Origin of the sequence: Nonomuraea sp. NPDC049750 (genome assembly GCF_040659625.1) — a bacterium.
Lineage (GTDB): Bacteria > Actinomycetota > Actinomycetes > Streptosporangiales > Streptosporangiaceae > Nonomuraea.
The window spans coordinates 153,323-174,950 of record NZ_JBFANB010000004.1 but is presented as its reverse complement, the minus strand read 5'-3'; the positions used below and the strand labels follow the sequence as shown (position 1 = coordinate 174,950).

Annotated in this window: 10 protein-coding genes; 2 read left to right on the top strand and 8 right to left on the bottom strand. The window is 71.4% G+C overall.

Annotation, left to right across the window (positions count from 1 at the left end):
* Positions 1–174: 174 nt before the first annotated feature.
* A complete protein-coding gene (gene fxsT, locus AB0J16_RS12720) occupies positions 175–2,679 on the top strand; it encodes an FxSxx-COOH system tetratricopeptide repeat protein (protein WP_358537913.1) in 2,505 nt (834 codons plus the stop codon).
* Here fxsT and AB0J16_RS12715 read toward each other — a convergent pair.
* Together AB0J16_RS12715 and AB0J16_RS12710 are read right to left on the bottom strand one after the other, a co-directional pair.
* Positions 2,639–3,970 carry an HEXXH motif domain-containing protein gene (locus AB0J16_RS12715; RefSeq protein WP_358537910.1) on the bottom strand — a complete coding sequence of 444 codons (1,332 nt, stop codon included), beginning with the start codon at positions 3,968–3,970 and terminating at the stop codon, positions 2,639–2,641. The genes fxsT and AB0J16_RS12715 overlap by 41 nt on opposite strands.
* Positions 3,967–5,100, bottom strand: a complete 1,134-nt coding sequence (locus AB0J16_RS12710) for an FxsB family cyclophane-forming radical SAM/SPASM peptide maturase (protein ID WP_358538831.1) — start codon at positions 5,098–5,100, stop codon at positions 3,967–3,969. Before AB0J16_RS12710 ends, AB0J16_RS12715 begins: the two co-directional genes overlap by 4 nt.
* A gap of 210 nt (positions 5,101–5,310) precedes the next feature.
* On the opposite strand from AB0J16_RS12710, the gene AB0J16_RS12705 reads away from it, so the two are divergent.
* Positions 5,311–5,649, top strand: coding sequence for a hypothetical protein (locus tag AB0J16_RS12705; RefSeq protein WP_358537907.1), 339 nt, complete (start codon positions 5,311–5,313; stop codon positions 5,647–5,649).
* 1 nt (position 5,650) lies between these two features.
* Here AB0J16_RS12705 and AB0J16_RS12700 read toward each other — a convergent pair whose 3' ends face one another.
* The 6 genes from AB0J16_RS12700 to AB0J16_RS12675 form a co-directional block, all read right to left on the bottom strand.
* Complete coding sequence (locus AB0J16_RS12700) at positions 5,651–6,202, bottom strand: hypothetical protein (RefSeq protein WP_358537904.1); 552 nt, start codon at positions 6,200–6,202, stop codon at positions 5,651–5,653.
* 2 nt (positions 6,203–6,204) lie between these two features.
* The gene (locus tag AB0J16_RS12695) at positions 6,205–13,653 is read right to left on the bottom strand and encodes a zeta toxin family protein (protein ID WP_358537901.1); all 7,449 of its coding nucleotides are present in this window, start codon (positions 13,651–13,653) and stop codon (positions 6,205–6,207) included.
* A 39-nt stretch (positions 13,654–13,692) separates the two neighbouring features.
* Positions 13,693–14,022 (bottom strand): hypothetical protein, encoded by a 330-nt coding sequence (locus AB0J16_RS12690; RefSeq protein ID WP_358537899.1) that lies wholly within the window; start codon positions 14,020–14,022, stop codon positions 13,693–13,695.
* 105 nt (positions 14,023–14,127) lie between these two features.
* Positions 14,128–14,775 (bottom strand): dienelactone hydrolase family protein, encoded by a 648-nt coding sequence (locus AB0J16_RS12685; RefSeq protein WP_358537897.1) that lies wholly within the window; start codon positions 14,773–14,775, stop codon positions 14,128–14,130.
* 116 nt (positions 14,776–14,891) lie between these two features.
* Positions 14,892–16,904: an erythromycin esterase family protein gene (locus AB0J16_RS12680; protein ID WP_358537894.1), complete on the bottom strand. Its 2,013-nt coding sequence runs from the start codon at positions 16,902–16,904 to the stop codon at positions 14,892–14,894.
* A 178-nt stretch (positions 16,905–17,082) separates the two neighbouring features.
* A complete protein-coding gene (locus AB0J16_RS12675) occupies positions 17,083–21,075 on the bottom strand; it encodes a LamG-like jellyroll fold domain-containing protein (RefSeq protein ID WP_358537892.1) in 3,993 nt (1,330 codons plus the stop codon).
* Between the last annotated feature and the right edge of the window lie 553 nt (positions 21,076–21,628).

The window sequence follows — 21,628 nt, the reverse complement described above, 5'->3', positions numbered from 1 at the left end:
TTTGCCTCCCTTGGTGATGCGTCCCGTATTCAGGGAAGGCGGCGGTGCCGGTGTCCCGCAATGATCCGGGTCAATGCCGGAAGGTCTGGACGACCTGGTACATCGGCTTGGTGAGCGGCGCCGATAAAGCGGATAATTCTGAATGAGTTCGTACGGATGCGGACAGGGGGATCGATGCCTGAAGAATCCCTCCAGGCGTTCATCGCGGCCCTGGGCGAACTACGCGGGCGGGCCGGCGGCCCCTCCTACCGCGAACTGCGGCGGCTGAATCCCGAGCGGCTGGCGCCCAGCACCGTGCAGAGCCTGCTGGAGGGTGAGCGCAAACGGACGCCCTCGTGGCCGCTCGTCGACGCCTTCGTCCGCGCCTGCCTGGCCTTCGGGCGCGAGAACGGACTGCGCCTGGAGGACGACGAGGAGGCGTACGTCCGAGGGTGGCTGGACCGGCACCGGAGCGTCTCGGCGAGCATGAGCCAGGCGGCCGAGCCGGCACCGGACGACCGGGACGATTCCCTGCCGAGGATCCTGGGCGGCGGCACCCCGCCGGTCAGAGGCCATTTCTCCGGCCGCCGGCGCCTGCTCGCCGAGCTCGGCACCGCGATGGCCGCGCAGACGGGCTGGCCGGTGTGCCTGGTGGGGCCCGGCGGCCACGGCAAGACCCAGCTGGCCTCCGAATACATCCACCAGCATTCCTCCAGATACGTCACCGTCTGGTGGGTCAGGGCCGAGCAGCCGAGCCTGATCCGGACCGATCTGGCCTCCTTAGGGCACCGGCTCGACGAGGGCATCGGCGAGGCGGCGATCGTCTCGGAGACGCTGAAGCTGCTGCGGGAGGACCCGCGCTGGGCGCCGTGGCTGCTGGTGTTCGACAACGCCGGGCATCCGGCGACCATGGGGGCGTTCCTGCCGCGTGGCGGGTCGGGGCATGTGCTCATCACTTCCCGCGAGCCCGCGTGGGACGAGGTCGCGGTCCCTATCGACGTCGGCGTGTTCGAGCGCGGCGACAGCATCGAACTGCTCACCCGGCGGGTGCCCGGAATATCCGTCGACGAGGCTGGGCAGGTGGCGGAGGAGCTGGCGGACATGCCGCTCGGCGTCGTGCAGGCGGGCACGTACATCAAGGGCTCCGGCCTGGCCCCCGGGGCCTACCTCGCGCGGCTGCGGGAGCAGCCCGGCCGGATGCTGGACCAGCATCCGCCGGTCGACTACGGGCGCGGGCTGGCCTCGGCGTGGGACCTGGGCTTCGAGACCCTCGCGCAGACCTGCCCCGAGGCCCTGCACCTGCTGCGGCGCTGCGCGTTCCTCCGGCCGGAGTCGATCTCGCGCGGCCTGCTGCGCCAGGGGCGCCTGGCGCTGTCGGGCGAGTCGGTCGCGGTGTTCCAGGATCCGGTGCTGGCCGACAACGCGATCCGGGCGCTCACCCGCTACGGGTTCGTCCGTCTGGCCGGTCAGGGCACGATCCAGGTGCACCGCCTGCTCCAGTCGACGGTCAAGGAGCGCATGGCCGGCGAGGAACGGGAGCGCGTACGGCGGGACGTGCACCGGCTGCTGGCCGGATTCGACTGCGGCGATCCGGACAACCGGGCGAACTTCCCTCGCTACGCCGAACTGGCCGGCCACGCCGAGGCGTCGTCCCTGGCCGACTCCACGGACGAGGAGGTGCGGGGCTTCGTCACCCGGCTGGTCGCGTACTTCCGGGCGATCAACGACGGGGAGGGCGCCGAGCGCTACAGCGGCGTCGCGCTCGAGGCCGGGGCCCGCACAACCGTTCATGACAGTACGGTGGCCCGGCCCGCGCCCGCGCCGGCCGTGCCGCGCCGGGCGCTCCTGGCCCAGGAGATGGAGGGCGACGACTGGGCCCGGCTGATCTACCAGGTGACCACGGGCGACTGCACGCCGATCGTCGGCGCCGACGTCTCCAGGGAGAAGGCCGCCAGGGTCCGGGCGATGAGCTGGGAGTGGGCCGGCCGGCTCGGCTACCCGTTCGCGGACGCGTGGGACTTCGAGTCCGTCCTGGACTACGCGGTGACGCTGCCGGACCAGGCGGCCATGGCCGAGGAGATCCTGGACGGGCTGCGCCGGGAGTGGGAGCGGCAGGACGAGGAGGACCCGCACGCGGAGGACCCGTACGCCTTCCTCGCCAAGATGCCCGCCACCTCCTACCTGACCACCGGCTACCACGGCCGGCTCGCGCGGTCGCTGCTGGGCGCGGGCCGGGAGCCCGTCATCAAGGTGCTGCCCTGGCGCCCGGAGCGCGCCGCGGCCGAGCCCGTGGTCGCGCCCACCCCCGAGCGGCCCCTGGTGTGTCACCTGGCCGGCTCGTACGACCTGCCGGGCTCGCTGGTGCTGTCGGAGAGCGACCGGCTGAGGTGCCTGCGGGTGGAGTACGACCAATGGTCGCCCGACATCCTCGGGGCGCTGGTGACGTACCCCTTCCTCATGATCGGCTTCAACCCTCGCTCATCGTCGTTCGACCTGCTGATGTCCCTGCTGTCGGGCGTCCCCAGCCCCAAGAGGAACATCATGGCGCTCTACGATCCGGGCCCCGGTGGGATGGAAGAGGCCGCCAGGAGGTATCACCTGGCCCGGATCGCCCGGCTGAACATCCGCGCGGCCGTCTTCTGGGGGGACGCCCGCGACTTCATCCAGGAATTGTCGCGCCGCCTGGAGACGACGGCGTGACCATGCCATTGCGCTCCTCCCACATCCGGCGGTGGGCCGCCGCGTCCCGGTGCGCCTTCTCGACGGCCTCGGCGGAGACCTCCTCCTCCCGCCAGGCGTTCAGGGTCCCGGCCATCCGGGCGACGAAGCGCTCGCCGGGCGGCGTGAGGAATCCACTCTCGGCGATCACCCGCGTCGCCCCCTCCGCGGCCTCCCACCAGCGGTAGAACTCGGCGCTCGCGGCCAGCGCCGCCTCCCCCCGCTCGTGCCGCCGCTGCCTGCGCCAGAACCCGCTGACCCCGACATAGGCGTACGCGCCCTGGAAGAGGCCGCCCAGCGGGCGGGGATCGTCGCGCCACGGCGCGTAGTAGCGCCGCTCGCCGGACGGCCGCAGCAGGGGCAGCACGTCGAGCACCGCCGACAGCTTCCCGTGCTGCACCTCGTGCGCGAACGTCAGCGCCAGCGTCGTCGCGTCAGGCGGCGTGGACAGCGCCACGCAGCCGAACGCCTCGCGCGAGCTGCCGCTGATCTGGTCACCGGGTACGTCGGTCAGCGGCGTCAGCACGCTCGTGGCGACGGACACCTCTTCCGCGACGGTCCGGTGATGGGCGAGCATCAGCTCCCATGACCGCCGCAGCGCCTCACCCCAGACGGCCAGCTCGTCGTCGGACAGCCGGTCCGCGGCCAGCCGGGCACCGGGCATCCGGTACGGGTCGAGGTCGTCGACACAGAGCGAGAGGGTCTCGCCGTGGGCCGTGGCCTCCAGGCGGCGCAGCGCCTGCCAGCCGGGGGCGTCCTGATGGGGATCGTCGGGGATGCGTACCGTCTCGTCACCGATCACCTCCGCCGGGCCGCCCGCGCGCCTGACCGTCGCCGAGGAGCCGGCGGAGCCGACGAGTACGGCCCGGCCGAGCGACGGCAGCATGATGCCGCCCTCCTCGGCGGGCACCTCGATCTCGAAGTCCATGCCCGAACGGACGGCGGCCGCGGCCGCTACGGCGGCCAGCCGGGCGGGCGAGTGCCCGCCGGACCCCGTCGCCAGCGCACGGTAGGCCAGCGCGTGGTAGGTACGCCAGGCCCAGGCGCCGACGGCGGGATGGCGGAGCACGGCCGCCACCGCCTCCGGGCGATGCCTCTGGGCCTCGCTCAGCAGCCGGTACGCCTCCGGGGCGACGCGGCCGACCCCGTGGATGAGCAGGACGTGCTTGCTGTGCTGGGCGCTGAGCAGCAGGCGGGCCGCCGCCGCGCCCCCCGCCCCCGAGCCCAGCGCCTGGAAGTGCTCGTCCGGGATGATGTGGTGCTTGAGGCTCATCGGCGCCCTTCCAGCAGGGCGGCGACGTCGCGTTCGACCTCGCCGCGGATATGGGTGATCAGACGGAACAGGTCATCGCAATACACCGAGCGGTTGCCGAAACCGCGGTCCGGGTCGTAGCGGTGCGCGTAGAGGCCGCCGCCGCAGACCGACAGGACCGGACAGTCCCGGCATTCCTTCGCGAGGGCCTCGGCGCCCAGTTGCCGGCTCATGACGGCCGGATGCCGCAGCACGGCGTCGAAGGTGTCGCGGGCGACGTGGAACCCGGTGACGGGAGCGCCGGGATAGGCGGACTTCAAGGTGTCGGACTGCTGGATGCCGCCGTCGGCCTCGATCACCACCATCCGGGCCGGGCCCAGCCCGAGGCTCTCGCTCGACGACGTGCCGCCCATGAGGAGGTGCAGGATGTCGGCGAACAACCGCACCTCGGTCTCCCGCCGCGGGGCGCCGTACCACCGGTCGAAGATCGGGATCAGCCAGTCGGCGTACGGTGTCGCGCCGTCCTCGGCGGGCAGGCCGGGCGGCGGTTCGGCCCAGTTGCCGTGCGGCAGGAGAAAGTCGATCCGCGGCGGCCCGGACTCCAGCAGCGCCTCGTAGGTGGTGAGGGGGTCGCTGTCGAGGTCGACCGTGCACAGCAGCCCGCCGTACAGGTGGAGGTAGCGCTCGGTGAGCAGGTCGAGCGCGGCGGAGACGGTCGCGTGGCTGCCGCTCCCGTCGGCCCGCCGCCGGTGCCGGTCATGATCGGCGGCGTCGCCGTCCAGGCTGAGGCCGACGCGGACCCCGAGATCGTCGAAGAGTTTCAGGTACGTCTCGTCGAGGCGCATCCCATTGGTCTGCAGGCTCACGTCGAGATGGACGCCCGGCCCCAGGGCCTGCCTGACGGCCCGGACGGTATGGGCGATGTGGTCGGCACCGGCCAGGAGCGGCTCCCCGCCGTGCAGGATCAGGTGGACGGACGGCATCCGGTGCGCGTGAGCGTGCTCGGCGATCCGGGAGGCGGTGTGCGCGATGACGTCTTTCGAAACCCGACGCGGCTGCTCTTTCCAGCTTTGATCGGCCATTTCGTAGACATAACAATAATCGCACCTCAAGTCGCATCTACTATGTATTTTTAGGATGAACTGGCACAAAGGCCATGGCTGCCATCCTTCCGGCGGCAGCGGCGTGACCTGGGGCTTTATCTCGCCCAGCCAGGTTTCATGCGAGCGTGGCACGTGGCCGAACCTACCGCTTATCCTCTCCGCAATTCTGCGGTGCCGGCCTTAATCGGCCGCCGGTGGTCCGTCGCGAGTAGCATGGCGGTCCTGACGATGTCGCCCACTGAGAGGACGAAACCCCGAATGTCGCAGCTGGATCCGTTCCGGCACTGCCTGACGTCCCTGCGCTACGAGGGTGACGGTCCGGGCGAGCCCATCACTCTGGAGCAGCGGGCGGCGGACCTGCGGCAGCGGCTGGCCGGTGATCGCGGGCTCGACGACCGGCAACCCGGCGAGCCGGTTCGCAACGTGACCGTCACGGAGCTCCAGGCGATGATCATCGCCGACCTGCTGGACGAGCTCGCCGCGCGCCTGTCCCCCGGCGCCGCCTTCGGGCCTGGCGACAGCGGAGAGGCGCTCGCTGGTCTGGCCAGGGACCTGTCTCAGGAACTGCTCGGCCAGACGTTCATCGGCACTCGGTGAGTCAGTCGCGCAGGAAGTCGGCGGCCTGACGGCGTAGCCGGTCCGGGGCGGTGGACCAGACGGGGGCCCGTGTCATCGCCTCCAGCTTGATCTTCTTCACCTCACGGGGTGCGTCATCGCGCACTCCGAGGTGCTGCCACAGCTGGTCCAGCTCGTCGTACGGCAGCTCCCACGACTCGCCGATCGCGCCCTCCGGCGGGGCCGGCGTCAGGAAGACCTCGTCGGCGGTCTGCGGCGGGTCGACCTGGACGATCGTCAGGCCGAGGCGTTCGGCGGCGTCGCGGAGGAGCCGACGGTGGCTCTCGACGGTCTCCGGCGGCGGCGTCCCATCGGCGAACAGGGCCAGCAGCCAGCCCGACTCGCCGACCCGCGAGAGGTCCAGGACGAGACGCACGCCGGTGCCGTCGGTGAAGGTGCGGTGTGCCAGGCTCGCCGCCTCCCCCGGCCCCTCGGCGCGCGCGACCTCGTCCAGGTCCAGGGCGCCGATCAGCTGCCGCACCTGATCGGCGGCCAGGCGCCCATGGGCCAGGACACGGAGTGCCGGCCAGAGCATCGTCACTCTCCCTCTCGTCGGGTGGACGGTCCGTCGGTGGACGGTCCGTTGGTGGACGGTCCGTAACTGGATGGCCCGTCGGTGGACAGCCGGTCGGATGACAGCTCGTCGGTCGAGGGCCCGCCCGTGTCGGGTGACCCCCAGGTGGTCAGCCAGGCTCTCGGGTTGGCCGGGCGGTGGATGATCCAGTCGGTGTCGCGGAAGTGCGAGGATAGCTCGGAGCCCATGCTCGTCCCGTCGAACGGCCCGCTGGACTCGAACAAGCCCAGCGATATGGGCCGCCCCAGCGCCGTCTCCCAGTCATTCTTCCACGCCGCCAGCTCGGGAAAGGCTCTCATCAGGCTGTCCTTGTCGATGTAGCCGTGGCCGCCCATGAAGTCGCCCGGATAGCGGCCGGGCGGCCAGTGCGAGCGGGCCACCTGCACCATCGCGCTGCTGGAGATGTCCATGTCATAGTCGCTGGGCTGCTCCTCGAGGCCGAGCCGGTACATCGAGTCGAAGGGACGGCGCAGCGGGCGGTTCGGGTCGTCGCCGAACCATTCCCGCAGCCTGCGCAGCGCCTCCGGGTTGCCGGCCAGCTCCTCCCCGGCCGGGAACGTCTTGTGCAGCCCGGCGAAGAACTCGGCGCCGGTCCCCTTGAGCCGGATGTCCACCTCGGCCGGTCCGATGCCGTCGCGCCCGATCGCGTCGAGCAGTTCACCGGCGTAGCGGTGATACCGCTCCGGTGTCATGCCCATGGGGGCCTGCCGGGTGAGGAGCCACTTGAGCTGCATGGGGGACATGCCGAGGAAGTCGAGATCGCGCTTGGTGACGTGGTAACCGGAGTCGTCGTGCGGCCACCACGACGGGTAGGGCTCCTGCCCCTTGAGTACCCGGTCGATCCGGTGGCTCAGCGGGTCGGTGAGGTCGAGTTCGCCCGTGGTCACGGGGGTCGGCCGCAGGGTCCAGCCGCCGTGGTCGCCGGTGGCCACCGGCGGTTCGGCCTCCCGGGAGGACCCGCCGATCCCCGCGGAGACGTGGTCCAGGGTCGCCAGCCGATCGCCCGGCAGCGAGACGTACTCGCGCTGCCGGAAGAAGCCCATCCCCGTGAGCGGCACGGAGATGATGTCCCGCGCGGGCTTCCTGTCGATCAGGAGCACGCCGCGGCCGGGGAGGGTGTCCAGCCAGTCCATGACCACCTGGCGGTCGGCGGACCAACTCGCCAGCGGCCGGTGCCGCATCTCGAACATGTCCCCGGGGCGCAGCCCGGCCCACGCCGAGTGCTCGCCCTCCGGCCACGCCATCCCCCGGTAGGCGATCACCTCCTCGATGCCGCGCCGGGCCAGCTCGGCCTGGGTGAGCTCGTACTGGCGGCGGATGAACTCGCGCAGCGTCTCGCGGTTGTACAGGAGCTCCATGTCGACCGCGCTGCGCGTCTTGCCGTCCATCGGCCAGGACATCGCCTCCGTGAGACCGAACTCCTCCTGGACGACCTCCTGCATCGCCAGCACCCGTACGTTGCTGTTGGCGTTGCGATGCGCCCAGGCCCCGAGCAGTTCGCTCACCGCGATCCGCCGCACCAGGGTCTCGGCGGACGGATCGTCCATCCGTACCACCTTGTCCGGCGCGTGGGCCGGGTCGGCGGGGTCGAGCACGTCGACGCGCAGGACCCGCGCGCCCATGGAGGGGAAGCGCTCGTTGAACGGCGCGAGGACGTAGTCGCCGTCGCCCAGGCGGTTGACCATGTCGGAGCCGACGTGCAGGCCGACGGCGGCCAGGACCAGCTCCGGCGTCGAGGAGCGCATGCTGCCCGCGAGGGCGTCGATGGTGTGCGTCTTGGCGACGCTGGTGCTGGTGAAGGCGCCGTCCCCGGTCAGGAGCGCCTCCGCGACCTGGCGGTGGTGCGCGCGTTCCGGGGAGTCGGGCGGCGGAGGCGGCGCGTAGTGCCCGACCGGCTCCGTCACCGGCAGCATGACCGCGTGGTCCGCCGCTCTGGGCAGCAGCCGCCCGGTGCCCCGCGCGTGCTCGGCGACGTGCCAGAGACGCTGGAGTACCGCCTCGTGCAGGGGGAGCCGGTTCATGCGCTCGAAGAGCGGGCGCAGACCGTCCAGCTGCCGCCTGATGATCGCGATGTCGTTCGGCGGGATCGGGTTGTCGACCCATCTGAACACGCGCGGCTCGGTCTCGCGGAAGAACGTGCGGACGAACGGGTTCGCCGCGTCGGGAAGCAGCAGATGGGACGCGGCCCCGTCGCCGACCCCGAGGAGGGCGCCGCCCCGGCCGAGGGCGAGATCCTGGAGGGTGACGCCGTGCTTGGCGGTCACCGCGTGATACAGGCCGAGGAACACCCCGTCACGGGTGGCCGCCCGCTGCCAGGACTGGTCGGTCGCCTGCTCGCCGGGCATGTGGTCGCTGTAGACGTCCCGGCTGCCGAGCGCGTACGACAGCGGGACCCGTGCGCCGACCGCGCGGCCGACATGCGAGTCGAGCACCTTGACCGTGGCGTCGCCCATGCGTGCGTACCGCTCGTAGGTCACCTGGGTGCCGTCGTCGAACGTGACGAGCTCCCGGTTCAGCAGGCCGTCGCCATGGGTGAGCGGCTCTCTCCTGGTCACGCGGGCACCGGTGACGGGATGGGCGGGCAGGGTCAGTGCCGGGGCGTCGGCGAACCCGTACCTGGCCGCCGCCGGATAGGGCGGCTCGGTCTGTGCCGGGGAGGGAGACTCACCCTCCAGGACCGCTCGGAGGCGGGGCCAGGTGGCGGCGAAGCCGGGGTGCAGGTCGAGCTCCGTGACCCTGGAGATCGGGATCCAGGCCATCGCCCCGGACTCGTCCCCCTTCACGGCGACGGGCACCCGCTCGGCGACGGAGGCGATCACGGTGTCGTGCGACCAGCCACCGTGGTCGTCCCTGACGACCTCCTCGACGTGGATCTCACCGGGCGGCAGGTCGCTCTCCTCTGCGGTCTTCCGCAGGGCCGCCTCGGGTGCCGACTCGTGGCTGTCCCGCGCGCCGCCGGGCAGGGACCAGGTCCCCCCTAGGTCGTCGGACGGATCCCGCTGCCGCATGAGTACGTGCGTCTCGCCGCCGGGGGCGCTGTGGTGGACCAGCAGCCCGGACCTGCCGAAGAGTCCCCGGTGGGCGTGGCCCTGCGCGCAGTTCACCCAGCCCTCGCCCGGCATCGGCGGCAGATCGGGCGCCGCCGCGTGCCCCGGCACCGGTGCCGCCGCGAGCCCCTGCCGGGTCGCCAGGTCCTGCACCGCGGCGACCAGGGACTCTCCGGCGCCCTTCCACGTGGCGTTCGCCTCGCGCAGGAGTTGCTGCAGCTGGCGGGCCTTCTCCTGCGCCCTGGGCAGGTCCCCCAGGATCTCCTTCAGGTGCGTGGCCCAGCGCTCGACCGGCACCCTGTCCTCGAACCCCTGCTCGACCAGGCTGGCGCGGGTGAGCTCCGGCGGGAAGCGGCCGGGGTCGCCGAGCAGGGCGCCGACGCCGCTCGACCGGGGCACCAGGATGGGCACCGCCGCGCCCGCCGCCTCCAGCCCGACCAGCCCGAACCCCTCGCCCCGCGACGGCATGATCACCACGTCGGCGTTCCGCATGTCCGCCAGGATCTCCTCGCGGTCCAGCGTGAAGGGCTTGATCTCGACCTCCCGGCCGGCCACGTTCGACAGCCGTTCCTTCACCTCCGGCACGGTCTCCGGGGCCGCGCCCCGGATGACCAGCCGGACGTCGAGGTCCTTCTGCAGCTCCCGGATCATCAGCGCCGCCTCGTGCCCGCCCTTCTGGGCGGCGTCGGCGCGGCCGATGAGCAGGACGGTACGGGTCCGCTCCCCGAAGAAGGGGCGCTGCCGGGACAGCTCGAACGGCACGCCGGGCAGGAGCTCGTGGACGGGAGGCACACGATCGCCGGGGTTGGAGTCCGCGAGCCGCTGCGCCTCCGTGGCGAGCACCGGGCCGACGCCGGCCAGCATGTCGGCCTCGGCGACGAGCGCCCGCTCGATGCCCTCGAAGTCGCGGCCCAGCGCCTCCATGTCCGCGATCCGGCCGAGCGCGCCGGTCACCATGTGCAGGACGTGCACGAGCGGCGCGTCCGGATAAAGCTGATCACGCGCCCGCAGGGCCGCCGGGCCGGAGTAGCGGCTGTGCCCGATGACGACGTCCACGTCCGGCGGCAGCTCTTCGCCGTCGAACTCCAGCTGGTCCATCTCGCTGCGGCTCGGGTCGTACCGCCGGGGGCCGATCACGTGCAGCCGCTCGCCGCCCGTGCCGCTCGGCACCTCGTGCCCGACCCGGACGTACACCTCGTGCCCCGCCTCCGCGAGCCCCTCGACCAGCTTGCGGTTGACGGCGATGATGCCGCCTTTGTGGGGGTCCCATTCGGTGCAGTACGCGAGCACGCGCAGCCCGGCCCGGTCGAGCTCGTGCTGCTCGGCCAGGCGGTTCCACTCCTCGGCGAGCTCCCGGCTCAGCCGTTCCCGCTCGGCGGGCGCCGCCTCGGCCAGCCGGCGCTGGTGCTGCTGCCAGAGCCGCTCGCGCTGCTCGGCCTGCTCGTCGCGCAGTACGCCGTCCGCCTGGGCCGTGTAGCGCTCCCGGAGCCGCTCCGTCCTGCCCTCCGGGTCGAGGTCCACGCCGTGCGCGGCGGCCATGTCGGCGATGCCGGGCAGCTGGGCCCGCAGCTCTTCCGGCAGCCTGGCGTCGAGGTCCGCGTACGTCCTGCGGAACCAGTCGGCCTCCTCCTGGGTGAACGGGCGCTCGCGCGCCTCCCGCAGGATCTCCTCGGCCCTGGCCGGGCCACGCCAGTGCCCCGTGTCGTCGAGGGAGTTGCGGTAGACGACTTCGCCGCCCCATTGGTGGAGGGTGATCGCCTCCAGGTACCTGGCTCGGTCGATGGCCCGCATGGTGTCGGGGATGCCGCCGTACCCCTGGTCGTGGATGTCCTGGGCGACCAGGCGTCCGACCCCGTCCCGGTCGCGCATCCGCAGGTAGCGGTTGAGCACGGACAGGCGGCTGATCGGCGCCGGGACGGCCATGACGTGGGCCTCGGCGCGGTAGCCGAGGGCGTGGAACTGGGCGGCCTCGGTCTCGACGGCCTCGCTGCTGTTCATCGCGCCTTCGCGGATGAGGTTGACCCGCAGCTCGGCGGCCAGGGCGATGACCTTCTTCATCCAGAAGTACGCGTCCCCGCCGGCCTGTTTGGCGGCGATGCGGTCGTTCTCGGCCATCAGCTGGGCGTACCTCGGGTGGTACTTCAGCAGGCCGTCGAAGTCGGCGATGAGGGCGCGGTCGGGACCCATGCCGTCCATGGCCGACTGCTGCGCGGTGGTCTTGCCCGACGCGGCCTGGCCGCCGATGAACACGATGCGCGGGTGCTCCGGCCGTCTCACGCCCGCCATCAGGTCGGGGACGATGTCCCGCCGGAAGATGAGGTCGTTGTCCTCCTCGGTCAGCTTCCACTGATCGGGGCCGCTGGTCTCGTACTGGTACGGCCGCCCTTGGCTCCGGTCCTCGGCCGGGCCGTACATCTGCGGTGGGGCGGCGTCCTTGCCGCTCAGGAGGTCGAAGAAGCTCCGGCCACCGGGCACCGGATCGGCGGCGCTCGCCTGCGGGCGCCGGGTGGGGGCGTCCTCGGCGGTGCGCGGGCCGTCACTCGGGGTGCCGCCCGGGATGTCCGCCTGCGCCGTGGCTGTCGGCTCGGCCCGATGAACGGCGTCGGTCTGGGTGGAGCTGAGGTTGTCCCGGACGTGGTCGAACGAAGGGTCGTCGTGGGCGGGGGTATGGTCCGGCAGGACAGAGGGCGCCACGGCCTCCCTGGCCTGCGGGCTGTCCGCAGGATCCGCTACCTCGGCGCGGTCGGCGGGAGCTGGCGGGTCGGCGGGAGCTGGCGGCTCAGCGCGCTCGCGCGTGTCCGCATGCTCGGTCGGGTCCGTCGAGTCCGTCGGGTCCGCCTGCTGTCGTGGCTCCTGTCGGGGCTGCTGTCCCGGTTCCTGGTGCTCTGGTTCCTGGTGCTCTGGTTCCTGGTGCTCTGGTTCCTGTTGTGCCGGTTCCGGGCGGTGTGGCGTCCTCGTGCTACCGGCCTGTTCCGGCCTGGACGTCGGCACCTTGGTGTCCGATACGCCCCGGGGGACCTCCGCACGTTCCCGGGGAGCGGCCACGTCCTGCGCCGGGAAGCCCCTGGCCTCGACCGGCCCACCAGGACCAGCAGGTGTGTCCGGCGGCGCCGAGACGGGCGACGCCGAAGCGGGCGGCGCGACGGTCGCGGCGGCGCGGGCCGTGTCGGCGGCCAGTGCGGCGGTGGAGGCCGTGTCGAGGGCCTGGCGCGGATGGCTGATCGCGCTCATGACGTCGACGCTGAACGGGCTGATCGTGTTCGTCCGCCCCACGCCCGCCACGACGCCGCCGAGCAGCGATTCCGCGGTCGGCATGTCCCACTTGCCGTACACGATGCCGTTGGAGACCAGGCTGGCCGGCGTCGAGATCACCGCGTTCGTGAGGCCGGTCTGCAGCGCCCTGCCGGGAAAGCGCATGACGGCGTTGAGCGCTCCTGGAGCGTCGCCGGCGGCGGCGTTGAGCGACCTGATTCCGGGCATCCGCCCGACGAACCCGGCCACCGGCCCGGCCACCTTCGACGCGAGCACCGCGCCCGAGGCGTCGCCCAGGATCGTGGAGGCGGTCTTCTGCCCGTCCCACTGGGTGCGGGTGCCCCGATCCATCTGTTCCTTCTGGGCGACGTAGTCCATCAGGAAGCCTTCACCGATCTCCTCGGGAATCTCCCTGAGCATGTGGCTGGCCGCCGCCCTGGCCAGCAGCCCCTTGCCGGCCTGCCGTCCGCCCAGCGCGGCGAGCTTCGGCGCCTGCTTGATGGCGGCCGACCCGGCGTACCTGCCCTTCGCCACCCGTTCCAGCCAGGTGAACACCTTGTCCATGAACGTCCGCAGCCGGCCGGCGAACTTGCCGATCAGCGGCGTCAACACGCCCGCGCTGGCCGCCGTCGCGAACGCGGAGATGGCGATGGACGAGACGGTGATCCAGAATCCGGCGTTGATCAGTAACTTGGCGTACTGCGTCTCACGCGCGTAACTGTCGTGCTGAAGGGCGTACGCGTGCGCCAGCGCGGCGAGGGCAGGGATGCCCTTCCCCTCCGCGAGCAGCTGGTCGGCCTGCCTCTTGAACTCCTCGGCCGCCGAGCCGAAGTAACCCTGCATGATCAGGTCACGCGCCGTGCCCCCGGCCACCGCGAACTCCAGCGCCGCCTGGCTCCAGTCCTCGAAGGCGACCGCCAGCGCCGCCTCGCCGGATTCGCTGGCCTCCGGCCACATCTGTCCCGAGGACAGCAGCGCGATCAGCGCGTCGCACCACGCGGGCAGGCTCGTCCCCCACGCGGGCGTGATGTCCGTGGCATAGCCGCCGCTGCCGATCGTGTCATCCTGCCCGGCCAGGGGGCTGGTGACCGGGGTGCTGACGTTTCGGGTCACGCCTTCCCTTCCCCACGCATGATCAGGCCCCAAACATGATCAGGACGGCATCACGCGTCTGGGCGCCACCAGGTCGGCGTCGGCCCCCGCCGAGTTGGTCACGTTCTCCGTCACCGCAGGCCCGGCCGCCACCGCGAAGTCCGCCGACTCGGCGCCCGCCCGGAGCATGGCGTTGGGGCCGTCGTCGGCCAAGTACGCCTGCTCGAACTCCCGGCCGGCCGAGTCGTGCCCCCACGGCGCGGCCGCGTGCAGGCTCTCGATCCTGCCTCTGGCCTCGGCCAGCTTGTCCCGCAGCTGGACGGCCGCGTCCGTCCAGCGCGCCACCCCGCCATCGACCACGTGCCGATGGATTTCCAGCCGCTCCCCCATGGCCTGTCCTTTACGCGCGTACGCCTGTACCGCGAATAGACGCTAGTGCGCGGCGGACCCGCCGGAACCACGCTTCACCGATCGTCGAAACGATCCGCTGACACTTCAGAGGCGGGTGACGAACCAGTCCGTGGCCAGGCGGGCCACCTGCTCAAGCGTGCCGGGCTCGGCGAACAGGTGGGACGCGCCCGGCACGATCTCCAGGCGGACCTCGCCGGGCATCCGCCGCATCGCCCGGAGGTTGAGGTCGATGACCGCCGGATCCTCGCCGCCGACGATGAGCAGGGTGGATTGGCGTACCCGGGTGAGGACGTCGTCCGCCAGATCGGGCCGCCCGCCTCGGGAGACGACGGTCCGCACCGCGTCGGGCCGCTCCGCCGCGGCGACCAGGGCCGCCGCGGCGCCGGTGCTGGCGCCGAACAGGCCGATGCCGAGGTCCGCGGTCCTGGCGTCGGCCCTGGCCCAGTCGGTCAGCGCGGCCACGCGGTCGGCGAGCAGGCCGATGTCGAACCTGAGCTCGCCGGTCACGGCGTCACGCCGTTCCTCCGCCGTGGTCAGCAGATCCGCCAGTACGGTGACCAGGCGAGCGGCCTGGAGCTGCCCCGCGACGTACCGGTTGCGCGGGCTGTGGCGCCCGCTGCCGCTGCCGTGCGCGAACAGCACCGCTCCGCGCGGCTCGGCGGGCACGGCGACGTCGGCGTCCAGGGCCACGTCACCGATCGGGATCCGCACGCCGGCTTCCGCGATGTTCATGTCCCCTCCCCGAAAGATCCTCTCCCCCGAAGGTCTTCTCCCCAGAAAGGTCCTGTCCCCAGAAAGGTCCTGTCCCCAGAAAGGTCCTGTCCCCCGACAAGGTCTCCTCCCCGAAGCTAGACCGCGAACGGGTACGTCTCGGGCGCCTCGCCCCGCTCCCAGACGGCGGTCCGCTCGAGCGGTTCCAGCGCGCGGGTGTCGTCGATATGGATCAACGCGTCGAACTCGTCGGCCACCCGGGCCTGGAAGTAGTGGCTCTGCCGCTCGGTCTGCGGCCGGTAGATCACCCCGATGGCCCGTTGCAGCCGCGCCGTCCGCAGCACGTCGGCGGCGGGCTTGGCCACGTCGAACCAGAGCAGGAACTCCCCGCTGCTCGCCTGGTGCAGCAGTTCCTCCACGCTGCCGGGCAGCGCCGGCCGGACCGTCTTGCGCTCGGCCGGGCCGCCCCAGTCGTCGGCGGCGGTGACCGTACCCGAATAGGTGGTGAAGCCGATCAGGCGGCACTCGCCGGGATGGCGCTCGCGGACCAGCCGGCCGACGTTGAGCTCGCCCCGGGCGCCCATCTCGGTCGCCCGCGCGTCGCCGAGGTGGGAGTTGTGCGCCCACACCACCAGCTTGGCGGGCTCACCACGGACGCGGCCGAGATGGTCGGCCAGGGCGTCCAGGGCGTCGGCCATGTGCTCGTCGCGCAGATTCCAGGAGGAGATGCGGCCGGTGACCATCGAGCGGTAGTAGCGCTCGGCCGAGCGCACGCTCACGGCGTTGCGCTGGGCGTGAAACAGCTCGTCCTCGGCCAGCAGGCCGTCTCTCATGGTGTACTCGTACGCGTGCCGCTGCAGGTCGGCCAGCTGGGCGACCACCTCTTCCTCGCACGACTCCCCCGCGCCGAAGGCCGCCGCCAGCCCGTACGACTGGGCGTCGCCGTCGGCGTGGTCGAAGCAGGCGTACCGCTCGCGAGCCCGCGCCGCGGCCTCAGGGGACACCCGATCGAGGTAGTCGATGACGTCCTGCATGGACCGGTACAGGCTGTACAGGTCCAGCCCGTAGAAACCGGCCTTGCGCACCTCGTCGCCGACCTGGTCGTTGTGATCGCGCAGCCAGCCGACGAAGTCCACAACGGCCGTGTTCCGCCACATCCACGTCGGGAACCGCTCGAAACCGCGCAGCGCCTCCTCCACCGTCTCGTCCTCGCCGCGATCGCGTACGTAGCGGTTGACCCGGTAGGCGTCCGGCCAGTCGGCCTCGACCGCCACGCCGTGGAAGCCGCGTTGTTCGATGAGCTTCCTGGTCATCTCCGCCCGCGCCGCGTAGAACTCGGCGGTGCCGTGCGTAGCCTCCCCGATCAGCACCAGCCGGGCATCCCCGACCAGCCCGAACAGGGTCTCGTCCGGGGGCACGCCGTTCTCGACGACCGCGGCGGCCATGCGGATGATCGCCGCCTCGGACCGCCCGCCGCCCGAGCGCGTACTGTTCGCGTTCCCGGGCCGTGCCGCCGCCCGCAGCAGCTCCCGCACCTCTTCGTCGGTGACCTGGTCGAAGTCCCAGTACGCCTGCCCGACGGCGAAGAACGGGGACGGCGTCGTGGCGCACACGACCTCGTCCGCCTCCAGCCGCAGCTCCTCGCAGGTCGAGCTGGGCGCGGCCGGCACCGCCACCACGATGCGCTCCGGCCGCAGCCGCCGCACCGCGAGCAGGGCCGCCCGCATGCTCGACCCAGTGGCCAGGCCGTCGTCGACCAGCATGACGGTACGGCCGCCCAGCTCCGGCATCGGCCGCCCCTCGCGATAGGCCAGCTCCCGCCGTACCAGCTCGCGGCCCTCCCGCTCGGCCGCCCTGCGCACGACCGACGGTTCGATGCCGAACCCGCGGACGACCTCCTCATTGAGCACGATCACCCCGCCGCTGGAGATCGCCCCCATCGCGAGCTCCTCGTGCCCCGGCACGCCGAGCTTGCGCACGAGGAACACATCCAGCGGGGCCTCCAGCGCGGCGGCCACCTCGTAGGCCACAGGTACGCCGCCGCGCGGCAGCCCGAGCACGATCACGTCGTCACGATCGCGGTATTGAGTCAGTAGACCGCTCAGTGCCCGTCCGGCGTCCCGGCGATCACGAAAGGTGTGATCTGCCATAACCGCCCCATCCCATCTCGTGACAGAGCATGTGACCTGCTCCTACTCCGTCCCTTCCCTCCCTTGGGCAATCAGTCCCTTCCGTGGATTAATCACTCGTGTCTCATCCCATCGGCCGGCACCGTCTCCGGCCAGTCCGCCTTGGCGGCCGGCCGGCGGGTCGAGATCCCTTTCCGGGTCAGAGGCCGGTGACGGCGAAACCGAGGGAGCGGTCCTGCGTCTGTCCCTCACACTTGGGATCACGCGAGTCGAACAGATCGCCCCAGCTCGCCCGGCAGCGGAACAGCTCGACGCCGACGGCGTTCGGCGCCCCGGGCACGGACTGCGGCGCGCTGGTCCAGATGAAGCCGAGCCTGCGCACGACCGTCTTGCCCTCACAGGCGGCGTCGGCGGAGGTGAAGGTGTCGGTGCCGTCCTGACAGCTCATCAACGCCGTGGTTCCGGGCAGCTGGGTCATCGACAGGGTCCCCATGTTGCCCTCCGGACGGTAGTTCGCCGGGAGCCGGGCGGTGTCGCTGGCGTGGTCGTACGGGTAGCCCGTCGTGTTGTGCCTGATCAGGTGGGTGTAGGCGCGCGTGTAGCCGAGCGCCGGCAGCTCCGTCGTCTGGCCCTCACACCCCGGATCCGTGGAGGCGAAATGTCCCACGCCGGGAACCTGGCACCGGTAGACCAGGCGCGTGGGCACACCGGCGGGCGGCGTGATGTAGAAGCGGCCGACGCTGCCGAGGTTGGTGTAGGTACCGCAGTTGTCAGGGTTGAGGAAGTAGTCCGCCGTCCCGCTACGGCACGAATAGACCACGCGGGTGTTGGGCTCGTCCGCCCCGGCCGGCTGGCCGAGGGAGAACTCGAAGTGCGAACCCGCAGGCACCGGCCCGTCCGTCACGATGTGCGGCCCGGCGAGGTTGACGTATCGGGCGATCTGGCTCCCGTAGAGGCTGCGTCGCTTGGTGACGGGCTGCGCCTTGTCCGCCTTGATCTGGTCGGCGGTACGGACGCCGGTCCACGCGTGCACGTCGTCGACGTCTCCGGCGAACGGTGTCGCCGCCGCGCTGTTCTGCCGGCCCCGGCCGATCTGGAACGCGCCTGTGGCGTTCACCGTCGCCGTGGCCTTCTTCCAGGCCACCTTCGCGCCGTCGACATAGAGCCGGATCTCCTGAGCCGCCGGGTCGTAGACCCCGGCCAGATGCGTCCACGCCCCGGCCTGCGCGCTCTCTCCCGAATCGGCGCTGAGGGCGGTCAGCTGGGTGTCGGTCGCCGACTGCGGCAGCGCGAACGACCACTTGTGCGTGTCACCGCGATAGCGCAGCTGGAAGCCGCTCCCCTGGACGGCGTCCTGGCTGAGGACCGTCCGCCACTGATCGTCGGCCGCGTCCAGCCTGGCCCACGCGGTGACGGTGAAACCGGCATCGGTACGGAGCACCGGCACGCCGGTCGCCAGTGTCTCGCTACCGCCGCCGAACCGCACCGCCCCGCTCCCGACCTTGCCGGTGCTCCAGGAGGCGGCGCTGCCCAGGGCGCCGACCCGGTAGCTACCGGACACCTCCTGCGCCGTCGTGCCGGTCCCGTCGTCGAGCGGCAGGAACAGCTCCTCGGCCGCCGGGCTGCCGGCCAGATCGTGGATCTCCTCGGTGGCCAGGGTCCGGTCGTAGACGCGCACCTCGTCCAGCGAGCCCGGCCAGTAGTCGACCGGCCCGGCGGCGTATCGGGCCCGGCCCAGCTGCACCGTCCCGCTCGCGCTCCATGGCGTGGTGTGAGCGGCGGGCGCGCCGGCGACGCCGTCCACATAGAGCTTGATCTCCTTGGCGGCGGCGTCGTACTCGCCGACCAGATGGGTCCACCGGCCGGCGACCGCCGGGCCCGCCGATTCGGCGACGTGACGCGCGGCGGCGTCGGCGTCGGAGGCCGGCATCATGAAGTTCCACTTCTTGGTGTTCGGGTTGTACTGCAGGAAGAACCCGCTGATCCGGCTGCCGTCCTGGCTGACCGCCGTCCGGTAGACGGTGTCGAGCCGGTCCAGCTTCACCCAGGCCGAGACGCTGAACGTCTTCGTCGTATCCACGGTGGCGCCGCCCGTGGTCTCCCCATACGCGGTGCCGCCGTCCAGCCAGAGCGCGTCACCATGGCGGCCGGCCCGCCAGCGCGCCGCGGCTGAGAGGGTCGCGTCGTGCTGGGCGGGCGACTCGTCGACGGCCTTGGTCTCGACGTACCCGTCGAGCTTCCAGTGGCCCCTCGGGGGCGTGCCCGGCCCGACGATGAAGTGGTAGCGGTACAGCGGCCCCAGGTTGTCCGCGCGGTCGACGCTGCGGGCGTACAGGTCCAATGAGCCGTCCTCCGGCGGTGTGACCAGTATGTTCGCGCTGCCCGAACTGGCGGTGACGGAGGAGAAGGTGTTCTCCTGGCCGTACAGGAAGTACTCGAACCCCTGCACGTCACTGACGCCGTCGGCGCTCAGGGTGAATCCGCCGGTGCGTCCGATGCCGCCGCCTCTGGGGCAGGGGTCGTAGTCCGGTGGCGGGCATTCGGGGTAGGTCGCCGAAGTGACCTTCGGCGCCTTGTCCGGGCCCTTTCTGTCGATGGTGACGTCACACCACTGCCCCCACGGCCCGAAGTCGACGCCGTCGGCGCCCCGTACGCGATAGGCCAGATTGGCGCCGTCTCCGGCGTTCGCCGCCGGCACGTCCATGGTGAAGGTGGAGCCGGACGCCTTGTACTCCGTCGCGGCCACCCCGAGCCGCGCGCCGAACCTCGTGTACCACTCGAACTGGGCCTGCACCGGGCCGCCGTCGGGGTCGGAGACGACCGCCGACATCTGCGGCCCGCGCGGTCCCTTGTTGGGGTCGTTGTCGATGTAGGGATTGATGTACGGCTCGTTCGGCTGCACGGCGCACGCGGTGTTCTCCACCGTCTGGCCAGTCGGCGTGTTGGGGTAGCTGTTGTACGTGATGACCAGGCTGGGGTTGGTGTTGAACTTCTTCCAGCCGTACGCGTCGCCCTCGTTCGCCGCCTTCAGCATGATCGCCGTGAGGCCGTTGCTGTTCGCCACCGCCGTGTTGACCGCGGCGGTCGCGTCGAACCCGACCCAGTTGCCGGGGCAGGCACCGCTGTAGCCATAGGCGACGTTGACCGTCCCCAGGCCGACCGGGCCGCCGCCGGGGAAGGGCTGGTTGTTCCAGGTCGTCCCCGCGCTGACGGGGTTCGTCCCCCACGCCTCGACCGGCCGGGCCGAGCATGAGGGGGCGTAGTTCTCGAAGGCGTTGAACTCCGCCACCTGTACGTGCTTGCCGACCATGAACGACGCGTCGTACTGGAAGTACGAACGGGCCACCCCGATGCCGTTGCAGCCCGCCCAGTTGCAGTAACCGACCTTGGCCAGGTTCTCCCCGTCACCGCCCCAATAGGCCTGCGACGGATGGCCGGACAGCACCATGGCGAACCCCGTCTGGCCCGCGGCGAAGTCCGGATCGATGTACAGCGGGAACGTCGCCGCCGGATCGCTCAGCAGCTTCTTGTCCGGCCGCAGGACCAGCGTGTCCTTGCCCAGCTCAAGCTCGCCCACGGCCCGCTTGGTGGCCGACGGCGTCGAGTCCCACGCCATCGGCGCGCCGGACCCGAAGACCTGCTTGCCCTTGTCGTCGTAGGCGCCGATGTTCCCGTGCCCGTCGCCGCGTACCGACACGCCCTTCGCCGCCAGGCCGAACGACAACTCGGCCAGCTTCGGATTCGCCGCCGCGGCCTTGTCCTTCACCACCAGCACCTCGGTGAAGCCCTGTGCGGTGGCGGTCATACGCAGATCCACCCCCGCGATGACGTCGGGGTAGGTCGCGGAGTCCCGGCTCAGCACCGGCTTCGGCAACGGTGTCGGCCAGCGCAGCTCGACCTGCGCCTCGCCCTGCCCGAGCCGTACGAGAGGCTGGTCGCCGCCGCCGGAGAAGACCACGGGAACCGTGGTCGCGCCCGGCTCCACCCCGCCGTCGGCCCGCTGCCGCAGCGCGGTGTCGACCGGCACCCAGCCGGAGTCACGCTTGGCCCGGACCGGGATGGTCCGCAGCTCGGCCGTGAACGATCCGTTCGGGTTGGCGTAGACGTCCCGGCTCTCGGCCTGCTCCGCGGTCACCGCGACCCGCTTGCCGGACCGCTTCGCCTCACCGACCGCCCAGGACGCGGAGCCCACCGGATCGTTGACGGTGAAATTTGTTGAACTCGCGGTAACCGCCGCCGCACTCGCGTCAGCCGGTACCGCCACGGGTAATAAGCCGGCGCATACGGCCGTCAATCCCACGAGCGGAGCACGCGAACATCGCCACACGGTGTCTCCAAAAGATAATCGGGGGCAGCCTGCAACGGCCCTGTTGAGCTGCCGGTTCGATAGAAGAGGCCGCACATTTCGGCCAGGCTCAGTGTCAGCCGCCGAAGATCCTTGAGCCAGGGCATACACCGGACATTTGGCGGACTTTGTCCTGCCTCACGCACCAGGTCCGGCCGGGGGCTGTGACATCACTCGCGGTGATCTCAGAACGTGCGGGACACCGCCGTGTCCCGGCCCTCGGATCCGGCCGTCGTGACCCGGTAGCCGCTTGCCGGCTCGGTTGATGGCTCGATTGGTGGCCGTGATTACGTCCAGTCCGGCTCTGATCACCATTCGCTGACGCTCGCGACCCGATCCCTTTACTATCTAATGTGCCTGCGCTGAGCCGTATATCGACAGGAGACGACAAATGGTCGGA